The organism is Gordonia namibiensis NBRC 108229 (genome assembly GCF_000298235.1).
GTDB classification, from domain to species: Bacteria; Actinomycetota; Actinomycetes; order Mycobacteriales; family Mycobacteriaceae; genus Gordonia; species Gordonia namibiensis.
In genome coordinates this window covers 1-18,698 of the sequence record NZ_BAHE01000012.1, presented here as the reverse complement: position 1 = coordinate 18,698, position 18,698 = coordinate 1, and the positions used below count along the sequence as shown (strand labels likewise).

Below are 18,698 nucleotides of genomic sequence, written 5' to 3'. Positions count from 1 at the left end.
TCTGCCGAGGAGTCGTGCTGCGCACACAGGTCAGACTAGGCGCTCGGGCCCCGCGGACGAAAAACGCCGTTCGCGGGTGCGGTGGGGGATCGTCATGGCGTCGGGGCGTTCTCCGCCGGTTCCGGGGACTTCTCCGGTGCCCCGGTTCTGCGACGACGCCATCGGCGCGGCGAACGGTCCTCGAAGAAGAGTGCGGTGAGTGCTGCGACCATGATCACACCGGCCAGAAGTCCCTGTGCGAGAACGACTCCGCTGGTGTTGGAGCTCGTGGGCATCACGACGATGGCGATGATCGCCGATGCCGAGATCGTCGAGATCCGGAACCAGGGGCCGGTGGCCCAGGCGGCCAGCGGGATGACCGCCCACAGCAGATACCAGGCCTGGACGAACGGGAAGAACAGCACGACTGTGGCCATTGACACACCGAGTGCGCCCAGTGGATGCAGGCGTCCGCCGAGGGTCGCGAGCATCCACCGGATGATGAAGAGGCCGGCGACGAGCTGACCGATCGGCCGTGCGACCTCGAGGATCGCCTGGGTCTGTTCGCCCAGTCCGAGGGTCACCCCGATGCGTCCGGTCGTCACGCCCAGCAGGGTCGGCATCGACATCCACGACCGGACGATCTCGCCGGTCGACAGCGTGCCCGTCCAGCCGAATCCGAGCCCGGTTCCCAGCGAGATGGTGCCCATCACGATGCCGAGCACGACCACGTAGAACCCGGCGGAGAGACCGAGGGCGTACACCGACCATTTCGACCGCGTCCACCATTCGCGGATCGGCGCGTGCCGCAGCGCGGGCAGGGTCGCACCCCATCGCATGGCGAGGGCGATCCCGACGAAGCCGAGCGCGAGCATCGAGGTCACCTTGATCATCGCCGACGCGGCGAGCACGGCACCGCCGGCGATCAGGATCCAGCCGGCTCTCGTGGGTATCAGTGTCCCCGGTTTGCGAAGCCGGTCCACGCCGTAGATGGCACGGAAGCCCAGCTCGAGGCCGACGAGCATCAGGCCGAGCATGAGGGCCTCGTTGTGGATGCCACCCACCAGATGGAGGATCACGAGAGGGTTCATCGCACCGAGCCACAGTGCCGCGACCGAGGACACCCCGCAGCGTTTCGCCAGACGGGGCAGAGCCCACACGATGAGTGCGACACCGAGCAGCGCGACGATGCGGTGCAGGAAGATCGCGGCCGTGATGTTCGCGCCGGTCACCTTGGTGATGCCCTCGCCGATCCAGAGGAACAGCGGTCCGTAGGGCGCGGGGGTGTCCCGCCACAGATTGGGCACCGACCTGGTGAGGATGTGGTCGACGCCCAGACCTCTCACCGGGCTGACCGAGTAGGGATCCATGCCGCGGAAGGCGATGGCGCTCTGGGCCAGATAGGAGTAGATGTCCTTGCTCAGCAGCGGGGGAGCCAGCACGATCGGCGTGATCCACAGCATGAGGGTCCGGTCGGCCTGACGCCGGCTCATCCGGCGTTCGGGACTGCGTCCGTGCAGTACCTCGACGCTGAACCGGCCCACCGCGAAACGGCCGAGCAGCAGCCACGCGACCACCAGCGTGATCGTGCCGCCGATCGAGAGGGCGAGGGCGGTGCCGAACATCCGGGACGGCAGCGACAGCACGCGCATGCCGGCCACCGGGTTCTGCAACACGGGGACCGCGCCGGTGCCGAGTGCGCCGATGAGGATCAGGACGGAGCCGGTGGCGCCGAAGAGCTTGATGCGGCGGAGGCGTCGGGTCTCCGCGGCGTTGAGGGGGCCGACCTCGCGTTCGTCGTCGTGTAGGCGGGCGACGGTCTTCCCGTAGTCGCCGCGCTGTTCGGTGGCGTCGGCGTCGGGTTCGACCGGACGCTGTTTACGCAGTCCGAGGTAGTTCAGCACGGTGAGCAGGTGATTCCACACGAGTCCGAAGAAGTCCGGCACGCGGCGGCCAGCTGTGGTTTCGGGCACACGACGACTGTAATCGTCGGTGGCCGATACCTCGCGACCACCCTTTATCCGGACAATCGAGACACCGTGGCAGAATTCCATCGCTTCGCTAAGGGCACCCTTGCTGGCAGCGTGGAATCAATTACGTCACACTCGTGTTGTGAAAACCATGCGGAACGATGTTGTGCTGCCCTCGGGCAGCGGCAATGCCGTGCCCTCCGCTGGTACGGCAAGCCCCCAGACGACCGCCGGTGCCGAACAGCACGACGGTCAGACACGTGATGCCGTGTTGAACCTGCTCGTCGAGGACGGCCCGCTGACCGCGGGCGAGATCGGCGAGCGTCTCGGCATCTCCGCCGCCGGCGTGCGCCGTCACCTCGACGCGCTCACCAGCGCCGGAGACATCGAGGTCGCCTCCACCGGGTTCGGTCAGCGTCGCGGTCGTGGACGCGGTCGTCCGGCGAAGTGGTTCCAGCTCACGCCGGAGGGGCGCGGCAAGATGCGCCACGCCTACGATGACCTCGCCGGTGCCGCGATGCGCAAGCTCCGCGACCTCGGTGGCCACGACGCCGTCGCCGAATTCGCGCGGGAACGAGTCGAGCGGATCGTCGCCGACGTGTCGCCCAGCACCGACCCGGTCACGGTCGCGGACACGGTCGAGGAGATCGCCGACGCGCTGACCGGCGCGGGATACGCGACCAACACCCGGCAGGTCGGCAACGGCATGCAGATCTGCCAGCACCACTGCCCGGTGGCGCATGTCGCCACCGAGTTCCCCGAACTCTGTGAGGCCGAGACCGCGGTCTTCACCGAGCTGCTCGGTACGCACGTGCAGCGCCTGGCCACCATCGCCAACGGTGACTGCGCCTGCACCACCCACGTACCGATCCATCCGCCGCCGGAGTCTCCACCGTCTCCTCAGCACGGAACCTCACAGGCACTGCCCACGACAACCCGAAAGGCCACGCGATGACCGTCACCGATCCGGCCGCCACCACGCCGACCGCCCCGGCTCCCCTCACGCAGGAAGAGACGATTGCCGCCCTCGGCAAGTACGGCTACGGCTGGGCCGACTCCGACGTCGCCGGTGCCAGCGCCAAGCGCGGACTGTCCCCGGCGGTCGTCGCCGACATCTCGGCCAAGAAGAGCGAGCCCGAGTGGATGCTGGAGCAGCGCCTCAAGGCACTGAAGATCTTCGACAAGAAGCCCATGCCGCACTGGGGCGCAGGGCTCGAGGGCATCGACTTCGACAACATCAAGTACTTCGTGCGGTCCAGTGAGAAGCAGGCCGCCACGTGGGACGACCTGCCCCAGGACATCAAGAACACCTACGACAAGCTCGGCATCCCGGAGGCGGAGAAGCAGCGCCTGGTCTCCGGTGTCGCCGCGCAGTACGAGTCCGAGGTCGTCTACCACTCGATCCGTGAGGACCTCGAGAAGCAGGGCGTGATCTTCCTCGACACCGACACCGCGCTCAAGGAGCACCCGGAGATCTTCCAGGAGTACTTCGGCTCGGTCATCCCGGCCGGTGACAACAAGTTCTCCGCGCTGAACACCGCGGTCTGGTCCGGTGGCTCGTTCATCTACGTCCCGCCGGGTGTCCACGTCGACATCCCGCTGCAGGCCTACTTCCGGATCAACACCGAGAACATGGGCCAGTTCGAGCGCACGCTGATCATCGTCGACGAGGGTGCCTACGTGCACTACGTCGAGGGTTGCACCGCGCCGATCTACAAGACCGACTCGCTGCACTCCGCGGTCGTCGAGATCATCGTGAAGAAGGGCGGCCGCTGCCGCTACACGACCATCCAGAACTGGTCGAACAACGTCTACAACCTGGTGACCAAGCGCGCCAAGGCCGAGGCCGGCGCCACCATGGAGTGGGTCGACGGCAACATCGGCTCGAAGGTCACCATGAAGTACCCGGCGGTCTGGCTGACCGGTGAGCACGCGAAGGGCGAGGTCCTCTCCGTCGCCTTCGCCGGCCCCGGACAGCACCAGGACACCGGTTCCAAGATGGTCCACCTTGCGCCGAACACCTCGAGCAACATCATCTCGAAGTCGGTGGCCCGCGGTGGTGGCCGCGCTTCCTACCGCGGCCTGATCAAGGTCAACAACGGAGCGCACGGCAGCCGCTCGACGGTGAAATGCGATGCGCTGCTGGTCGACACCATCTCCCGCAGTGATACCTACCCCTACGTCGACATCCGCGAGGACGACGTGACGATGGGGCACGAGGCGACCGTCTCGAAGGTCAGCGACGATCAGCTCTTCTACCTGATGAGCCGTGGCCTGACCGAGGACGAGGCGATGGCCATGGTGGTCCGCGGCTTCGTCGAGCCGATCGCCAAGGAACTCCCGATGGAATACGCGCTCGAGCTCAACCGCCTGATCGAGCTTCAGATGGAAGGAGCCGTCGGCTGATGGCCGATCCGACACTCCCGGTTTCGACACCGGGCTCGCATTCGCCTGTCGTCAACAAGGGTGAACTGTTCACCTCGTTCGACGTCAACGCCTTCGAGGTGCCCAGCCCTCGCGAAGAGGCCTGGCGCTTCACCCCGTTCCGCCGCCTGCGCGGTCTGCACGACGGTTCCGCACAGCGGACCGCCGAGGCGACCGTCGAGGTGTCCGGAGCGTCCGAGGGCGTCACGGTCGAGACGGTGGGTCGCGACGACGAGCGTCTCGGCCAGGGCGGCGTGCCCTTCGACCGGGTTGCCGCGCAGGCATATTCGTCGTTCACGCAGGCCACGGTCGTCACCGTCGGCCGCGAGGTCGAGCTGTCCGAACCGGTCACCATCACGGTCACCGGTCCCGGTGAGGGCGAGACCGCCTTCGGTCACACCCAGGTCCGGCTCGAGCCCTTCGCCCGCGCCGTCGTGGTGCTGGACCAGAAGGGCGGCGGAACCTTCGCCGAGAACGTCGAGTTCGTCGTCGGCGACAGTGCCGCCCTCACCGTCGTCAACGTGCACGACTGGGACGACGACGCGGTTCACGTCGTCGCCCATCACGTGCGCACCGGCCGCGATGCCGTGGTCCGCCACTTCGCGGTCAGCTTCGGCGGCAACCTCGTCCGGCTCTCGCCGATCGTCCACTACGACGCGCCGGGTGGCGACGTCGAGATGTGGGGTCTGTACTTCGCCGACGCGGGACAGCATCTCGAGCAGCGCCTGCTCGTCGACCACAGCCAGCCCAACTGCCGCTCGAACGTGGTGTACAAGGGTGCGCTGCAGGGTGACACGAGCGGCGACCGGTCGCGTGAGGCGCACACGGTCTGGATCGGCGACGTGCTGATCCGCGCCGAGGCCGAGGGCACCGACACCTTCGAGCTCAACCGCAACCTGGTGCTCACCGACAACGCCCGTGCCGACTCGGTGCCCAACCTCGAGATCGAGACCGGCGAGATCGTCGGCGCCGGGCACGCCAGCGCCACCGGACGTTTCGACGACGAGCAGCTGTTCTACCTGCAGGCTCGCGGCATCCCCGAGGATCAGGCACGCCGTCTGGTCATCCGCGGATTCTTCGGCGAGGTGATCGCCAAGATCGGCGTGCCCGAGCTGCGCGAGCGCCTGTCCGCCGCCGTCGAGCGCGAGCTCGAACTCTCCGGCGCCTGACCAGCGACCGCGCCCGACTCAGTACTTCCCACAGCCTGTTAGAGAGAACTCAGAAACATGACCACACTGGAAATCCGTGACCTGCACGTCGATGTCGCCCAGACCGACTCCGACGCCGAGCCCATTCACATCCTCAAGGGTGTCGACCTGACCGTGAAGTCCGGTGAGACGCACGCGATCATGGGGCCCAACGGTTCGGGCAAGTCCACGCTGTCCTACGCCATCGCGGGTCATCCCAAGTACCAGGTGACCTCGGGCTCGATCACCCTCGACGGTGAAGACGTCCTGGAGATGAGCGTCGACGAGCGTGCGCGCGCCGGCCTGTTCCTGGCCATGCAGTACCCCGTCGAGGTGCCCGGTGTCTCGATGTCGAACTTCCTGCGTACTGCCGCCACCGCCGTCCGCGGCGAGGCGCCGAAGCTGCGTCACTGGGTCAAGGAGACCAAGGAGGCGATGACCGCTCTCGAGATCGATCCGTCGTTCTCCGAGCGCAGCGTCAACGAGGGCTTCTCCGGCGGTGAGAAGAAGCGCCACGAGATCCTTCAGCTCGACCTGCTCAAGCCGAAGATCGCCATCCTCGACGAGACCGACTCGGGTCTCGACGTCGACGCGCTGCGCGTCGTCAGCGAGGGCGTCAACCGCTACAAGGAGCGCGACAACGGCGGCGTCCTGCTGATCACGCACTACACGCGCATCCTCCGCTACATCAAGCCCGAGTTCGTCCACGTCTTCGTCAACGGACGTGTCGTCGAGTCCGGTGGCCCGGAGCTGGCCGACGTGCTCGAGGAGAACGGCTACGAGCGTTTCACCTCGGCGGCCAAGGCCGGCTGAACCAACACCCTGGAGGTGCACGTACGTGACACTCTCGCCTGAGACCACAACTGCGGCAGCCGCTTTCGACGTGGAGGCGCTGCGCGCGGACTTCCCGATCCTGTCGCGCACCGTTCGTGACGAGAAGCCGTTGGTGTACCTCGACTCCGGGGCTACCTCGCAGCGTCCCGTTCAGGTGCTCGACGCCGAGCGGTACTTCCTGACGCACCACAATGCGGCGGTGCACCGGGGAGCCCACCAGCTCGCCGAAGAGGCCACCGACGCCTACGAGGATGCGCGCGAGGTCATCGCGCGGTTCGTCGGTGCGTCGTCGGACCAGCTGGTGTTCACCAAGAACGCCACCGAGGCGCTCAACCTGGTGACCTACACGCTCGGCGATCCGCGTTCGGCCTCGGTCCTCGGCGGATCGGCTCTGGGCCCGGGTGACACCGTGGTCATCACCGAACTCGAGCATCACGCGAATCTGGTGCCGTGGCAGGAACTCTGCCGTCGGACCGGTGCGACGCTGCGCTGGTACGGAGTGACCGACGACGGTCGCATCGACCTGGACTCGCTGACCCTCGACGAGTCGGTGAAGGTCATCGCGTTCACCCACCAGTCGAACGTCACCGGTGCCGTCGCCGATGTCGGAGAACTCGTCTCGCGTGCGCGGGCCGTCGGTGCGCTCGTCGTCCTCGACGCGTGCCAGTCGGTGCCGCACATGCCGGTCGACCTCACCGCGCTGGACGTCGACTTCGCCGCGTTCTCCGGACACAAGATGTTCGGTCCGAGCGGCGTCGGCGCGCTGTACGGCAAGAGCGAACTCCTCGATGCGTTGCCGCCGTTCATCACCGGCGGCTCGATGATCGAGACGGTCACGATGGAGGTGTCGACCTACGCGCCGCCACCGCAGCGTTTCGAGGCCGGTGTGCCGATGACCTCGCAGGTCGTGGGCCTCGGTGCCGCCGTGCGCTACCTCCAGACCATCGGCATGGAAGCCGTTGCCGCCCATGAGCATGCTCTCGTCGAGCACGCGCTCTCGCAGCTCGGCGAGATCGACGGCCTGCGCATCATCGGCCCGACCACCACCGAGGACCGCGGGGGAGCGGTGTCCTTCCTCGTCGACGGCATCCACGCCCACGACCTCGGACAGATCCTCGACGACGAGGGCGTCGCCATCCGTGTCGGCCACCACTGCGCATGGCCGCTGCACCGCCGGTTCGGTGTGGCCGCGACCGCGCGTGCGTCGTTCGCCGCCTACAACACGCTTGCCGAGGTCGACGCGCTGGCCGCGGCGATCGTCAAGGCGCAGAACTTCTTCGGGGTGAAGTAGGCATGCGTATGGAGCAGATGTACCAGGAAGTGATCCTGGACCACTACAAACATCCGCACGGTCGGGGTCTCCGCGAGCCGTTCGGCGCGGAGGTCCACCACGTCAATCCGACGTGTGGCGACGAGGTGACCCTGCGCGTCGCCGTCTCGCCCGACGGCAGCACGATCGACGACGTGTCCTACGACGGCCAGGGATGCTCGATCTCCCAGGCCTCGACGTCGGTGCTGCACGACCTGATCGTCGGACAATCGGTCGGCGAGGCCCTCGCCACCGTGGAGTCGTTCAACACGATGATGACCTCCCGCGGCAAGGACCCGGGCGACGAGGACATCATCGGCGACGGCATCGCGTTCACCGGTGTCAGCAAGTACCCCGCGCGCGTGAAGTGCGCACTCCTCGGCTGGATGGCGTTCAAGGACGCGCTTTCCCAGACGATGGACCGCCACGACACCGACAGCCATGAGAAAGAAGCGGAGTCAGCATGAGTGACGACACAGCCACCGAGAACCCGACCCCCACGGCAACCGACACGACGGCGGCGGGTACCCCCGCAGCCCCCTCGACCTCGCTGCCGGCCGTCGAGGACGTCGAAGAGGCCATGCGCGATGTCGTCGATCCCGAACTCGGGATCAACGTCGTCGACCTCGGACTCGTCTACGGCATCGAGGTCACCGATGAGGCCGTCGCCAAGATCGACATGACCCTGACCTCGGCCGCGTGCCCGTTGACCGACGTCATCGAGGACCAGTCCCGGGGTGCGCTCGTCAGCAGCGGTCTGTGCACCGACCTCGAGATCAACTGGGTCTGGCTTCCGCCGTGGGGCCCGGACAAGATCACCGACGACGGCCGCGAGCAGTTGCGAGCCCTCGGCTTCACCGTCTAGGTCAACCCTCTCGACGGCCATGACGTCGTGGTTCGAGTCCCGAGTCGAGCGGATGATCCGCGAGGCGGCCGAACGCGGCGAGTTCGACGACCTGCCCGGTGCCGGCAAACCGCTCGACCTGTCGGACAGCGACGACCCCGACTGGTGGGTCAAGCGCAAGATCCGCGACGAGAACCTGGACTCCTCGGCCCTCCTCCCGGCGCCGCTCCAATTGCGCCGGGAGGCACAGGATTTCCCGCAGTCGTTGCGCGACATCGCCGATGAGGCCGCGGTTCGTGACATCCTGATCGACTTCAACCGTCGAGTGCGCGAAGCCCATCTGGCGTCACGTCAGATCGCCATGCCGCACAGCGTCGTCGCGCACACCATCGATGTCGACGACATGGTCGCGCAGTGGCGCGCCCTGCGCCGCTGACGGTCATCCTTCTCGGTGGGCGTCCCCGGTCCATCCCGGCGTGGACATGGCACCGCGCGCCACCACCGCCCGGGTCCGCATGTCGACGCTCCGGATGACCCGGGTCATCGCAACCATCGTCCCGGTCAGGTCGTCGCGCCGGCTGAGGTAGCTACGCTGCGATTCGATCGGCATCGCGAAGAACGCCTCGAAGAACGCGATCGTCTGGGTGGGGTTGAGCTGCAACAGAACGCTGAGTCCGCGCAGACGGAGATTGTGGACGGCGCGCGCCGAGGCGGGCCACAACTCGGGCATCGGATCTCGCCCCGCGGCCAGTGCGTCGACGACGTCGTCGACGCACTTCAATGAGTAGGCGACGCTGTAACCGGTCGTCGGATTCTTGAAACCGCCCGCGGCGCCGAAGCGGAACGTCGGTTCCCGCCACGGCTGCGGCGACGACCCCGTCATCGGGAACGCCACCCGCTCGATCCGGCGGACACCCGTTGGCAGCCCGCCGAGCCGGACGTCGAGCCGACGCTTCAGCTCGTCGAGACCCAGCGCGGGCCGACCGACCAGACAGGTCTCCTCCAGCAGGTACTCGTCGTCCCCGAGCGGCACCACATAGAGGAACGACGGTAGCGCCCGGCGGTCCACGATCCCGCCGCGCCAGTCCATCAGCAGTGCGTCCTGCCCGTCGAGAAATGGTGCGGCAGTGGCCTTGTCGACGACGATCCCGTAGGCGGTCTGCCGCGGCGCCTCGTGGGGGAGCGCGCCGCGGCAGTCGACCACCACGTCACCGGTGAGGACCTGACCGGATTTGAGATGCACGCGCGCACCGTCGATCCCGGTGACCCGGTCGGTCACGATCTCCGCGCCGTCGAGCGTCAGCGAGCGTTGCAGACCGGGGGTGTCGAACACCGTGTAACCGCGGTCCACCTCGTCGAGAGCGGTGCCGGCGACGCCGACGCGGTCGAGTCGGGCGGCGAAGGCCGCCGGGTCGAGCCAGTCGGGGAGCTCGTCGGACCAGCAGGCGAAGGTGGACTGCCAGACGCGCTCGGGGTGGGTGTCGACGATGGTCACCGGCACCGCGGCGGCGAGCAGCCGATGTGCCAGGGCACGCCCGGCCGGTCCCGCACCCAGAACGATCACTCCGCCGGCCATGCCCTCGATCCTGCCACGAACCGGCGGGACGCGGCTTCGGCCTACGCGCCGCCCGTGGCCAGGGTCCCGCCGTCCACGGCCAGGGTCTCGCCGGTGATCCAGGCCGCCTCGTCACTGGCCAGGAAGGCGACCGCACGGGCCACGTCCTCGGGTTCGCCGATGCGTTTCATCGGATATGCGGCGGCGGCGCGTGCCTCGTTCTCACCCTCGATGAGTCCGGAGGCGAACTTCGTGCGCACGATCGCGGGTGCGATCGCGTTCACCCGGATGTTCGGGCCCAGTTCCCACGCCAGTTCCGCGGTGAGACGGATCAACGCCGCCTTCGAGGTTCCGTAGGCCGCGATGACCCCGGTCGATCGCAGGCCCGCGACTGAGGAGATGTTGACGACCGCGCCACCGGTGTCCTTCATGCCCGCCCGGTAGGCCTCCTGGACGAACCCGAGGGCGGCGACCACATTGGTGTCGAAGGTCTTGCGGTAGGCATCCAGATCGGCGTCCATCAGGGGTCCGGCGAGGGGAGCGATGCCGGTGTTGTTCACCAGGATGTGGATTCCGCCGCCCTGGGCGACAGTGGCCGCGACCGCGCCCGCCCGGTCCTCGGGATCGCCGGTGTTGGCCGCGAACGCCGTGACCGACGCCGACGGCACCGCCTGCCGGATGCGCTCGGCGGCCTCCTCGAGGGGCTCGGCCTTGCGGCTGGTGATGACGACCGAGGCGCCGCGTCGGGCGAGCTCGGTGGCGATGGCCTCACCGATGCCCCGGCTGGCGCCGGTGACCAGAGCGGAACGCCCGGTCAGGTCGGACGTCTGGGGGAAGGAAGACTGGGGAAACGTTGTGGATTGCGTCACGTCCCACACCGTATCGGTCCACCGTGTCGCCGCGGGGCGACTCCGCGAGGCGGTCCGCGACGGTTTCGTGGACAAACCATTGGACGCGCCCCGGTAGACTTGTCCGTCGTGATCACCGCGACCGACCTGGAGGTACGAGCGGGCGCTCGGACCCTGTTGTCGGCGCCCGGCGACGCCCTCCGCATCCAGCCCGGCGACCGGATCGGCCTCGTGGGCCGCAACGGCGCCGGAAAGACCACGACCCTGCGCATCCTGGCGGGTGAGACCGAGCCCTATGCCGGCACCGTACGCCGGTCGGGCGAGCTCGGCTATCTACCCCAGGACCCCAAGGAGGGCGACCTCGACGTCCTCGCCAAGGACCGGGTGCTCTCTGCCCGCGGACTCGACGAGATCCTGCGCGACATGGAGAAGCAGCAGGCGCGGATGGCCGAGGCCGCCGACGACAAGCTGCGCGACAAGGCCGTCGCCCGCTACGGACGTCTCGAAGAGCGCTTCGCCGCCCTCGGCGGTTACGTCGCGGAATCCGAGGCCGCCCGAATCTGCAACAGCCTGGGTCTGCCGGATCGCGTTCTGAACCAGCCGCTGCGCACCCTCTCCGGTGGTCAGCGTCGCCGCATCGAGCTCGCGCGCATCCTGTTCGCCGCCTCCGACGGCTCCGGGAAGTCCGACACGACGCTGCTGCTCGACGAGCCGACAAACCACCTCGACGCCGATTCCATCGCGTGGCTGCGCAGCTTCCTGATGAACCATGAAGGTGGGCTGGTCGTGATCAGCCACGACGTCGACCTGCTCGCCGACGTCGTGAACCGGGTGTGGTTCCTCGACGCCGTGCGCGGCGAGGCCGACATCTACAACATGAGCTGGAAGCGCTACCTCGACGCGCGCGCCACCGACGAGCAGCGTCGTCGCCGCGAACGGGCCAACGCCGAGAAGAAGGCGTCCGCGCTGCGCGCCCAGGCCGCGAAGCTCGGCGCCAAGGCCACCAAGGCGACGGCTGCCCAGAACATGCTCAAGCGCGCCGAGCGCATGATCGACTCGCTCGACGAGGAGCGGGTGGCCGACCGCACCGCCCGGATTCGGTTCCCGGAACCGGCGACCTGCGGCAAGACGCCGCTCATGGCCTCGGGCCTGTCGAAGAGCTACGGCTCACTGGAGATCTTCACCGGCGTCGACCTCGCCATCGACAAGGGCAGTCGCGTCGTCGTCCTCGGACTCAACGGCGCGGGTAAGACCACCCTTCTGAAAATGCTTGCGGGCGTGGAGAAGCCGGACACGGGGCAGCTCGAGCCCGGCTACGGCCTGAAGATCGGCTACTTCGCGCAGGAGCACGACACCCTCGACGACCAGGCCACGGTGTGGGAGAACATTCGCCACGCCGCGCCGGACGCGGGTGAACAGGACCTGCGAGGACTGCTGGGCGCCTTCATGTTCAGCGGCGCGCAACTCGACCAGCCCGCCGGCACCCTATCCGGCGGTGAGAAGACCCGCCTGACCCTGGCCGGTCTGGTGTCGTCGGCCGCCAACGTCCTGCTCCTCGACGAGCCGACCAACAACCTCGACCCGGTGTCACGCGAACAGGTCCTCGACGCGCTGCGCAGCTACACAGGGGCCGTGGTCCTCGTGACCCACGACCCCGGCGCCGCCGCCGCACTCGACCCGCAGCGGGTGATCCTCCTGCCCGACGGCACCGAGGACCACTGGAGCGACGAGTACCAGGAGATCATCGAACTCGCCTGACGCTCGCCGCTTCGGTGATCAGCTCGCGGGCCAGTACTTCTTGCGCAGTTCACCCTTGACCAGCTTGCCGGTGGGTGTACGCGGCAGCTCGTCGACGAAGTCCACCGACCGCGGTGCCTTGTAGGCGGCGATGCTCTCCTTGGTGAACGCGATGAGTTCGTCGGCCAGTTCGTCGGAGGGCTCACGACCGTCGGCGAGCTGAACACAGGCCTTGACGACCTCACCGAGATCCGAGTCGGGAACACCGATCACGGCGACGTCGAAGACCGCCGGATGGTTGATGAGGACGTTCTCGGCCTCCTGCGGGTAGATGTTCACTCCGCCGGAGATGATCATGAAGGCCTTGCGGTCGGTGAGGTAGAGGTACCCCTCCTCGTCGACGTAGCCGACATCGCCTGTCGTGGACCAGTTCTCGTGTTCCGGATGCTGGGCCTTGCGGGTCTTCTCCGGATCGTTGTGGTACTGGAAAGCGACGTCCTCGCGCTCGAAGAAGACCTGACCGACCTCGCCGACCGGGAGTTCCTTGCCGTCCTCGTCGCAGATGTGGACGACTCCGAGTAGTGGCCTGCCGACCGAACCGGGGTGGTCGAGCGCCTCCTGCGGACCGATGAACGTCGCGCCCGCCGCCTCGGTGGACGCGTAGTACTCGTGGACGACCGGTCCCCACCACTCGATCATCGCCCGCTTCACCTCGACCGGGCACGGTGCCGCGGCGTGAATGGCGATCTTGAGACTGCTGACGTCGTAGGAGTTGCGGACCTCCTCGGGCAGTTTGAGCATCCGGATGAACATGGTGGGCACCCACTGGCTGTGCGTCACCTTGTGGTTCTGGATCGCTGCGAGGGCGGCCTCGGGCTCGAACCGGTCGAGCATGATCACGGTGCCGCCGACCGAATTGGTCACGCCGCAGTAGCGCAGCGGCGCAGCGTGATACAGCGGCGCGGGGGAGAGGTAGACGGTGTTCTCGTCGAAGCCGTACATGGGTGCGAAGATCGCGGTGTAGGCGTCGGGGATCTGGTCGACCTGGCCGTCGGGCATCGGGGTCTTGATGCCCTTCGGGCGACCGGTGGTGCCCGACGAGTAGAGCATGTCGGTGCCGCGCGGCTGGTCGGTGCGTGGTTCGGCCGAGGCGTTGGCGAGCACCTTGTCGTAGCTGTCGAAGCCCTCGAGGTCCCCGCCCCACACCACCCGGCGGCCGGTGCCGGTGAGAGCCTCGATCTCGCCGGACCGCGACACGGCGTCGGCGACCGACGCGCCGGCGAACAGGACCCGGGCGTTGCAGTCGGAGAGGATGTAGTTGGTCTCGGCCGCGGTCAGATGGTGATTGACCGCCGTCACGTACAGGCCGCTGCGCAGTGCCGCCCAGTACACCTCGAAGACATGGAGATCGTTGGCGGACACCACCGCGATGCTGTCTCCGCGCTTGAGGCCCAGCGACTCCAGGTAGTTCGCGAGCCGGGTCGAGTTCTCGTCGAGCTGACGGTAGGTCAACTGCTCGCCGGTGGCGGCGCGGATGACGGCGGGCTTGTCCGGAGTGGACTTGGCGAAGACTCCAGGGAACAAGGGTGCTCTCCTCTGACGAAGGGGACGGTCACCCGGAACGTCCGTTATCTAACGATCGTTCGGGGTGTTGCATGTCACAGTACCCTAGCGTTTACGGACGATCTCACTGCCTTCTAACGGGACGGCCCACAAACACCACCGGCGAGCCGCCGAACGACAGTTCGGGCGACTCGCCGGTGGTGTGGTCGAGCGGTGGTGGTGGGGGGTCAGTCCCTGGCCCGCACCGATTCCTCGACGAGGTCGAGGACCGCATGCAGATCGTCGGTGGGCTGGCCCGACGCCAACCGCGTGATCAGCCCGTCGAGAACGAGGTCGAGGTATTTCACCAGGACCTCGGTCGGGACGTCGTCACGGAGCCGGCCGGCCTGGCGGCCGCGTTCGAGACGGCTGAGGGTGGCCTGTTCGAGCTCGGCCGAGCGGGCCATCCACTCCGCACGAAAGCTGTTGTCGGTCCGTAGCTTTCGCGCGATCTCGAGCCGGGTGCCGAGCCAGTCGAAGTCCTCCGGTCGCGTGAGCATGTCGCGCATGACCTGCACGAGGCCCTCTTCGGCGGCGACGTCGGCCATGCGCTCGGCGTCCTCGTGCGCGAGCGCGAGGAAGAGCGCTTCCTTGTCCCGGTAATGGTGGAAGATCGCGCCCCGGGACAGGCCTGTGGACTCCTCGATCCTCTTGACGGTCGCACCGTCGTATCCGTACTCCGCGAAGCAATGCCGCGCGCCGTCGAGAATCTCCCGACGACGCGCGGCAAGGCGGTCATCACTGACCTTGGGCACGTCGCGTGCTCCTTGTCAGCCGTTGATCATGTTCCGCAGCACGTACTGCAGGATGCCTCCGTTGCGGTAGTAATCGGCTTCGCCGGGGGTGTCGATGCGAACCTTGGCATCGAACTCCACCTTCGAGCCGTCCTCCTTGGTGGCGGTGACGTGCACGGTCTTCGGGGTCTTGCCCTCGTTGAGCTCCTCGATACCGGAGATGTCGAAGGTCTCCGTGCCGTCGAGGCCCAGTGACTTGTGCGACTCGCCCTCGGGGAACTGCAGCGGGATGACGCCCATACCGATCAGGTTCGAGCGGTGGATGCGCTCGAAGCTCTCGGTGATGACCGCCTTGACGCCCAGCAGGCTGGTGCCCTTGGCCGCCCAGTCACGCGACGAACCGGTGCCGTACTCCTTGCCGCCGAGGACGACGAGCGGGATGTTCTGCGCGGCGTAGTTCTGCGCGGCGTCGTAGATGAACGACTGCGGCGCACCCTCCTGGGTGAAGTCGCGGGTGTAACCACCGGTCACACCGTCGAGCAGCTGGTTCTGCAGGCGGATGTTGCCGAAGGTCGAGCGGATCATCACCTCGTGGTTGCCACGACGGGCACCCAGCGAGTTGTAGTCCTTGCGGGCCACACCATTGGCGTCGAGGTACTGCGCGGCGGGGGTGCCGGGCTTGATCGTCGACGCGGGGGAGATGTGGTCGGTGGTCACCGAGTCGCCGAGCTTCGCGAGGACGCGGGCGCCCTTGATGTCGGAGACGGGGGTCGGCTCGAGCTGCATGCCCTCGAAGTACGGAGGCTTCCGCACGTAGGTGGACTTCTCGTCCCACTCGAAGGTCTTGCCCGACGGGGTGGGCAGGTTCTGCCAGCGCTCGTCGCCCTTGAACACGTCGGCGTAGTCGGCGGCGTACTGCTCCGGCGAGATCGACGACGCGATGGTCGCCTCGATCTCCTCGTTGGTCGGCCAGATGTCCTTGAGGAAGACGTCGTTGCCGTCGGTGTCCTTGCCCAGCGGGTCGGACTCGAAGTCGAAGTCCATGGTGCCGGCGAGGGCGTAGGCGATGACCAGCGGCGGCGAGGCCAGGTAGTTCATCTTCACGTCGGGGTTGATCCGACCCTCGAAGTTACGGTTGCCCGAGAGCACCGCGGTGGCGGTCAGATCGTTGTCGTTGATCGCCTTCGAGATCTCCTCGGGCAGCGGGCCCGAGTTGCCGATGCAGGTGGTGCAGCCGTAGCCGACCAGGTAGAAGCCGAGCTTCTCCAGGTACGGCCACAGGCCGGCCTTCTCGTAGTAGCCGGTGACGACCTGCGAACCGGGAGCCATCGAGGTCTTGACCCACGGCTTGGAGGTCAGGCCCTTCTCGACCGCCTTCTTGGCGAGCAGTGCTGCGCCGAGCATGACCGACGGGTTGGAGGTGTTGGTGCAGCTGGTGATCGACGCGATGGTGACGATGCCGTGGTCGAGGATCATCGAGCCGCGCTCTTCGGAGTCCACGCGCACCGGGTTGGTCGGGCGGCCCTCGGCGCCGTTGGCGGCCGAGTGCAGGGGCTCTGCGTCATCGTCGGCGAAGGTCAGCGTGGCCGGGTCGGAGGCCGGGAAGGTCTCCTCGACGGCCTCGTCGAGCTTGGTGTGAGCCGGGCTGTTGCCGTTCTCGACGTAGTTGTGGATGTCCTTGCGGAACGCGTTCTTGGCGTCCCACAGCTCGATGCGGTCCTGCGGGCGCTTCGGGCCGGCGATCGACGGGACGACGTCGGCGAGATCGAGTTCGAGGTACTCCGAGTACACGGCCTCCTCGGCGTCCTTCTCCAGCCACATGCCCTGTTCCTTGGCGTAGGCCTCGACGAGGGCGAGCGTCTCTTCGCTGCGGCCGGTGAGGCGCAGGTACTTCACGGTCTCCTCGTCGATGGGGAACATCGCACAGGTCGAACCGAACTCGGGGCTCATGTTGCCGATGGTGGCGCGGTTGGCCAGCGGCACCTCGGCGACGCCGTTGCCGTAGAACTCGACGAACTTGCCGACCACACCATGCTTGCGGAGCATCTCGGTGATGGTGAGCACGACGTCGGTGGCGGTCACGCCCGGCTTGGTGGAACCGGTCAGCTTGAAGCCGACCACGCGGGGGATGAGCATCGAGACCGGCTGGCCGAGCATCGCGGCCTCGGCCTCGATACCGCCGACGCCCCAGCCCAGGACGCCGAGGCCGTTCTCCATCGTGGTGTGCGAGTCGGTGCCGATGCAGGTGTCGGGGTAGGCGACGCCGTCACGGACCATGACCGAGCGCGCGAGGTGCTCGATGTTGACCTGGTGGACGATGCCGGTGCCCGGCGGGACGACGCGGAAGTCGTCGAAGGCGCCCTGGCCCCAGCGGAGGAACTTGTAGCGCTCTTCGTTGCGCTGGTACTCGATCTCGACGTTGCGCTCGAAGGCCTGGGCGTTGCCGAAGGCCTCGATGATGACGGAGTGGTCGATGACCATCTCGGCGGGAGCGAGGGGGTTGACCTTGTCCGGATCGCCGCCGAGTTCCTTGACGGCGTCGCGCATGGTGGTGAGGTCGACGATGCAGGGCACACCGGTGAAGTCCTGCATGATCACGCGGGCCGGCGTGAACTGGATCTCGATGCTCGGCTCGGCACTCGGATCCCAGTTCGCCAGGGCCTCGATGTGTTCGGAGGTGATGTTGGCGCCGTCCTCGGTGCGGAGGAGGTTCTCGGTCAGCACCTTGAGGGCGTAGGGGAGCTTCTCGGCGCCCTTGACGGCGTTCAGGCGGTAGATCTCGTAGCTGTTGTCGCCGACGTCCAGCGTGCCGCGGGCGCCGAAGGAATTGATACTCACGTCTAAATCCACTCTCCTCGTTTACCGACGGGCTGCGTCGGCGATGCTCGATGAAATTCTGAACCCGGCGGGGCTGCACCGGTGCCATCGGATGTCCGCGAGACAACCCGCGACAACATCGTCCAGTCTAACAGTACGAGCGTACTGTTACCAAGCGGGGTACCGGCGACACGCCGCCGACGACTCACGCTGTGGGCGAATACCCGGACGGGTCCATTGTGTCGTACCGTGCAGGGCGAAGTCCGGCGAGCGTCACCTTTGCTCGCCGCGGGGTGTTACCGACAGACAGGGGTGAGGACAGATGGGTCCCGAGCCGACGATGCTGATGCTGGCCGCGCCCGCGGAGAACAACGAACTCACCGGGCTCGTCGGTGTCGACATGGCCGAACTGTCGCGCGACATCGCCGACGACGGGGTCGCCGGCGCCACCCCGGACCAGGTCCCGGCGATGCTCGAGGTCATCGAGTACGCGAAGGACAAGGGTCAGGACTTCAGCTTCGTGGTCGTCGACCAGGTGCAGCCGCGGTTCAGCCTCTACCGCGACATCGCCAACCAGCTGCAGGAGCAGGTCGGCGGCACCGTGATCGTCCTCGGCCCCAACTCGGTGGGCAGCTCCTCCCCGGAGTTCAGCCGGGTCATCCAGGAGCAGGCGACACAGAACCTGACCCTCACCGACCCGCCCGGCGCGGCCCGGCAGATGGTCGACTCGATGACGGATTCACACATCGACTGGACCGTGGTCGGTCTGCTCCTCATCCTCGTCGTCGTCCTCGGTGCGGTCGGCGCGCGATTCCGCACCCGGCGCGCCCGCGCGGCGGCGTCGAACGGTCCGCTGGG

At 67.4% G+C, this 18,698-nt stretch carries 16 protein-coding genes; 10 read left to right on the top strand and 6 right to left on the bottom strand.

Annotated features, from left to right (window positions below):
- Positions 1 to 92 precede the first annotated feature (92 nt).
- The gene (gene mptB, locus GONAM_RS08170) at positions 93 to 1,925 is read right to left on the bottom strand and encodes a polyprenol phosphomannose-dependent alpha 1,6 mannosyltransferase MptB (protein ID WP_006866285.1); all 1,833 of its coding nucleotides are present in this window, start codon (positions 1,923 to 1,925) and stop codon (positions 93 to 95) included.
- 175 nt (positions 1,926 to 2,100) lie between these two features.
- Here mptB and GONAM_RS08165 point away from each other — a divergent pair, with 175 nt between their 5' ends.
- The 8 genes from GONAM_RS08165 to GONAM_RS08130 are packed head-to-tail and all read left to right on the top strand — an operon-like array spanning position 2,101 to position 8,983.
- On the top strand, positions 2,101 to 2,904 hold the full coding sequence (locus GONAM_RS08165; protein ID WP_006866284.1) for a helix-turn-helix transcriptional regulator: 804 nt from the start codon (positions 2,101 to 2,103) through the stop codon (positions 2,902 to 2,904).
- Positions 2,901 to 4,355, top strand: coding sequence for a Fe-S cluster assembly protein SufB (gene sufB, locus GONAM_RS08160; RefSeq protein WP_006866283.1), 1,455 nt, complete (start codon positions 2,901 to 2,903; stop codon positions 4,353 to 4,355). Before GONAM_RS08165 ends, sufB begins: the two co-directional genes overlap by 4 nt.
- Positions 4,355 to 5,542 carry a Fe-S cluster assembly protein SufD gene (sufD, locus tag GONAM_RS08155; protein ID WP_006866282.1) on the top strand — a complete coding sequence of 396 codons (1,188 nt, stop codon included), beginning with the start codon at positions 4,355 to 4,357 and terminating at the stop codon, positions 5,540 to 5,542. Before sufB ends, sufD begins: the two co-directional genes overlap by 1 nt.
- Positions 5,543 to 5,599: 57 nt before the next feature.
- Positions 5,600 to 6,373 carry a Fe-S cluster assembly ATPase SufC gene (sufC, locus tag GONAM_RS08150; RefSeq protein ID WP_006866281.1) on the top strand — a complete coding sequence of 258 codons (774 nt, stop codon included), beginning with the start codon at positions 5,600 to 5,602 and terminating at the stop codon, positions 6,371 to 6,373.
- Positions 6,374 to 6,398: 25 nt separating this feature from the next.
- Positions 6,399 to 7,685 carry a cysteine desulfurase gene (locus GONAM_RS08145; RefSeq protein WP_006866280.1) on the top strand — a complete coding sequence of 429 codons (1,287 nt, stop codon included), beginning with the start codon at positions 6,399 to 6,401 and terminating at the stop codon, positions 7,683 to 7,685.
- 2 nt (positions 7,686 to 7,687) lie between these two features.
- Positions 7,688 to 8,170 carry a Fe-S cluster assembly sulfur transfer protein SufU gene (gene sufU / locus GONAM_RS08140; RefSeq protein ID WP_040535786.1) on the top strand — a complete coding sequence of 161 codons (483 nt, stop codon included), beginning with the start codon at positions 7,688 to 7,690 and terminating at the stop codon, positions 8,168 to 8,170.
- The gene (locus GONAM_RS08135) at positions 8,167 to 8,568 is read left to right on the top strand and encodes a metal-sulfur cluster assembly factor (protein ID WP_006866278.1); all 402 of its coding nucleotides are present in this window, start codon (positions 8,167 to 8,169) and stop codon (positions 8,566 to 8,568) included. The genes sufU and GONAM_RS08135 overlap by 4 nt, the downstream gene beginning before the upstream one ends.
- A gap of 19 nt (positions 8,569 to 8,587) precedes the next feature.
- Positions 8,588 to 8,983, top strand: a complete 396-nt coding sequence (locus GONAM_RS08130) for a DnaJ family domain-containing protein (RefSeq protein ID WP_006866277.1) — start codon at positions 8,588 to 8,590, stop codon at positions 8,981 to 8,983.
- Between the two features lie 3 nt (positions 8,984 to 8,986).
- Here GONAM_RS08130 and GONAM_RS08125 read toward each other — a convergent pair whose 3' ends face one another.
- Together GONAM_RS08125 and GONAM_RS08120 are read right to left on the bottom strand one after the other, a co-directional pair.
- The gene (locus GONAM_RS08125) at positions 8,987 to 10,123 is read right to left on the bottom strand and encodes a lycopene cyclase family protein (RefSeq protein ID WP_006866276.1); all 1,137 of its coding nucleotides are present in this window, start codon (positions 10,121 to 10,123) and stop codon (positions 8,987 to 8,989) included.
- A 41-nt stretch (positions 10,124 to 10,164) separates the two neighbouring features.
- Positions 10,165 to 10,980, bottom strand: coding sequence for an SDR family oxidoreductase (locus GONAM_RS08120; RefSeq protein WP_006866275.1), 816 nt, complete (start codon positions 10,978 to 10,980; stop codon positions 10,165 to 10,167).
- Positions 10,981 to 11,079: 99 nt separating this feature from the next.
- On the opposite strand from GONAM_RS08120, the gene GONAM_RS08115 reads away from it, so the two are divergent.
- Complete coding sequence (locus tag GONAM_RS08115; protein WP_006866274.1) at positions 11,080 to 12,708, top strand: ABC-F family ATP-binding cassette domain-containing protein; 1,629 nt, start codon at positions 11,080 to 11,082, stop codon at positions 12,706 to 12,708.
- An 18-nt stretch (positions 12,709 to 12,726) separates the two neighbouring features.
- Here GONAM_RS08115 and GONAM_RS08110 read toward each other — a convergent pair whose 3' ends face one another.
- The 3 genes from GONAM_RS08110 to GONAM_RS08100 form a co-directional block, all read right to left on the bottom strand.
- A complete protein-coding gene (locus GONAM_RS08110; RefSeq protein WP_006866273.1) occupies positions 12,727 to 14,271 on the bottom strand; it encodes an AMP-binding protein in 1,545 nt (514 codons plus the stop codon).
- Positions 14,272 to 14,477: 206 nt separating this feature from the next.
- Positions 14,478 to 15,044 (bottom strand): TetR/AcrR family transcriptional regulator, encoded by a 567-nt coding sequence (locus GONAM_RS08105; RefSeq protein WP_006866272.1) that lies wholly within the window; start codon positions 15,042 to 15,044, stop codon positions 14,478 to 14,480.
- Positions 15,045 to 15,059: 15 nt separating this feature from the next.
- Positions 15,060 to 17,861 (bottom strand): aconitate hydratase, encoded by a 2,802-nt coding sequence (locus tag GONAM_RS08100; RefSeq protein ID WP_006866271.1) that lies wholly within the window; start codon positions 17,859 to 17,861, stop codon positions 15,060 to 15,062.
- Between the two features lie 301 nt (positions 17,862 to 18,162).
- Here GONAM_RS08100 and GONAM_RS08095 point away from each other — a divergent pair.
- A partial coding sequence (locus tag GONAM_RS08095; RefSeq protein ID WP_006866270.1) for an Rv1476 family membrane protein occupies positions 18,163 to 18,698 on the top strand: 536 nt, incomplete at its 3' end.